Source organism: Allobosea sp. CER48 (assembly GCF_044752385.1).
GTDB lineage: Bacteria > Pseudomonadota > Alphaproteobacteria > Rhizobiales > Beijerinckiaceae > Allobosea.
Genome location: NZ_JBIWYK010000415.1, coordinates 1 through 2,716, shown reverse-complemented (window position 1 = coordinate 2,716; position 2,716 = coordinate 1). Strand labels below are relative to the sequence as shown.

The window sequence follows — 2,716 nt, the reverse complement described above, 5'->3', positions numbered from 1 at the left end:
CGTCGCTCTCGGCGGCGGACGCGTACGGCCGCAGGACCCAATCGATCACGCCGTGGGCATTGTCGAACTGGCCGGTCTCGGCGACCGGGTCGGACCTGATCGTCCGCTTGGCGTCGTCCATGCCCGCGACGAGGCGGGCTTCGTGGCGGCCAGCCAGCGCTTGCGCAAGGCCTATCGGATCGGGGAGGCTGCGGCGCGCGGCGCTCTCGTCGCGGAACGGATCACGGAGAGGGTGTCGGCATGAGTTTGCTTCTGGCCATGACGGGCTGGCATGTCGAGGACTGGCGGGCCCGGTTCCAGGCACTGCTGCCGGAGATGCCGATCGTGGTCCTCGGCGAGCCGTTCGATCGCCGCGCCGTCCACTATGTCGCGAGCTGGAAGCACCCGGTCGGCAGCCTGACCGGGCTGCCCAACCTCGCCGCGATCTTCTCGCTGGGGGCCGGCGTCGATTTCCTCTTCGCCGACGACAAGCTGCCGACGGTGCCGATCGCGCGCGTCGTCGATCCCGACCTGACGACGCGGATGAGCGAATATGTCGTGCTGCACTGCCTGATGTACCTGCGCCAGCAGTACCGCTACCTGCGCCAGCAGCGCGAAGGGCTCTGGGAGGACGATCGCAACCAGCCGGCCGCGCGCTCGGTGCGGGTCGGCGTGATGGGGCTGGGCGAACTCGGGCGCGATGCCGCCCGCAAGCTGCAGGTCATCGGCTTCGACGTTGCCGGCTGGAGCCGCTCCCCCAAGGCGATCGACGGGCTGACGACCTTCTCCGGGGAAGAGGGGCTGAAGGCCTTTCTGGCGCGGACCGACATCCTCGTCTGCCTGGTGCCGCTCACGCCCGACACGCGCGGCATCATCAATGCCGAGCTGATCGCCGGACTCGCGCAGGGCGGGCGCCTGGGAGGGCCGTTCCTCATCAATGCCGGGCGCGGCGGTTTGCAGGTAGCGGCCGACATCGTCGCGGCCCTCGATGCGGGGACGCTGAGGGGCGCGACGCTCGATGTCTTCGAGACCGAGCCGCTGCCGCCCGATTCACCGTTCTGGCGCCATCCGAACGTGACGGTCACGCCGCATAACTCGGCGATGTCCGAGCCGGAGGCGATCGCCTCGGTGATCGCGGCGCAGATCAGGCGGCTGGAAGCCGGAGAACCGCTTCAGAACGTGGTCGACCCGGCGCGCGGATACTAGGCCTGCGACCTGGGCACATGCACCGGTGATCGTCATGGAACGGTCGCCGGGCTGTCGTCGGGCCGCAATGCCGCCGGGCGAAGCGGGCTGGTCATTTCCAGCCCGGAGAATTCCATGCGCTCGTCGCTCGTCATTGCCCTGCTCCTGTCCTCGACCGTGCTCGCCGGCGCGCAGGAGCCCCAGAAGGAATTTCCGTCGAAACTCGTCGGCCACGCCCTGCTGCCGGCCAACACCATCATACCCGCGCCCGCCGATGCGCCGGCCGATCTGAAGGTCTCCGGCAAGTTCGTCACGCCGGGCAAGCGCGTCGAGGCCGCAGGCACGGTGATGGGCATATCGGGCGGCCGCCCCACCGGCCTTTCGACCCCCTTTGCCGGCCAGCCCGTGCAGGGCTTCTCCGGCATCCGCTCGCTCGGCAACGGCGAGTTCCTGGTGTTGACCGACAACGGCTTCGGCGCCAAGCTGAACTCGCCCGACGCGATGTTGTTCTTTCATCGCCTCAAGGCCGATTTCGGCAAAGGCGCCGTCGAGCGTCTCTCCACCACCTTCCTGCACGATCCCGACAAGAAGGTGCCGTTCCGCATCGTCCATGAGGGCACCGAGAAGCGCTATCTGACCGGCGCCGATTTCGACCCGGAATCGATCCAGCCGATCGGCGGCAAGTACTGGATCGGCGAGGAGTTCGGCCCCTACCTGATCCGCGTCGATGCCAGCGGCAAGGTCGAGGCGGTGTTCGAGACGGTGGTCGACGGCAAGCCCGCCCGCTCGCCCGACCACTATGCCGTCACCACGCCGGGCGCGCCCGACCAGAGCGTTGCCTTCAATGTCCGCCGCTCCAAGGGCTACGAGGGCATGGCGCAGTCCCCCGACGGCCGCTTCCTCTATCCCCTGCTCGAAGGCCCGCTCTGGAGCGCCGAGACCAAGGGCAACGAGGAGGTCGACGGCAAGGAAGTGCTTCGCATCCTGGAATTCGACGTCGCCAACGAGAAGTGGACCGGCCGTTCCTGGTTCTATCCGCTCGAGCAGAAGGGCAACGCCATCGGCGACTTCAACATGATCGACGCTTCCACGGCGCTCATCATCGAACGCGATAACGGCGAAGGCACCGCCGACAAGGCCTGCGCCGCCGGCCAGAAGGGCCCGGACTGCTTCCACGACCTCGCCAAGTTCAAGCGCATCGTGAAAATCGAGATGACCGAGGCCAATGTCGGCAAGCCGGTGCGCAAGGTCGGCTTCATCAACCTCATGAAGATCGCCGATCCCGACGGGAAGGCGAAGCAGGGCGCCATCGACGGCGTTCTGCCCTTCCCGTTCTTCACCATCGAGAACGTCGATGTCGTCGATCGCGCCAACGGCATCATCGTCGTGGGCAACGACAACAATCTGCCGTTCTCCTCCTCGCGCGATCCCAAGAAGGCCGACGACAACGAGCTCGTGCTGCTGTCGGTGAAGGAATTGCTCGACGCGAAGTGAGATCGCGCGGCGCCGCCGGTTGCGCCACATCGGCGGTAGCACGATCGACGTTGACGCA

The 2,716-nt window shown here is 67.2% G+C and carries 2 protein-coding genes and 1 pseudogene; all 3 read left to right on the top strand.

The features are described from left to right. Positions 1 to 244 (top strand): annotated as a pseudogene (locus ACIPIA_RS13715) (thymidine phosphorylase); the annotation flags it as partial. Continuing rightward, complete coding sequence (locus ACIPIA_RS13710) at positions 241 to 1,185, top strand: 2-hydroxyacid dehydrogenase (RefSeq protein WP_400510346.1); 945 nt, start codon at positions 241 to 243, stop codon at positions 1,183 to 1,185. The pseudogene ACIPIA_RS13715 and the gene ACIPIA_RS13710, both read left to right, overlap by 4 nt. Before the next feature lie 114 nt (positions 1,186 to 1,299). After that, complete coding sequence (locus ACIPIA_RS13705; protein ID WP_400510344.1) at positions 1,300 to 2,658, top strand: esterase-like activity of phytase family protein; 1,359 nt, start codon at positions 1,300 to 1,302, stop codon at positions 2,656 to 2,658. Positions 2,659 to 2,716: the final 58 nt, after the last annotated feature.

Bases quoted from the DNA above. Each gene is read 5' to 3' on its own strand.
- ACIPIA_RS13705 (WP_400510344.1), top strand. From the start codon at position 1,300: ATGCGCTCGTCGCTCGTCATTGCCCTGCTCCTGTCCTCGACCGTGCTC.
- ACIPIA_RS13710 (WP_400510346.1), top strand. From the start codon at position 241: ATGAGTTTGCTTCTGGCCATGACGGGCTGGCATGTCGAGGACTGGCGG.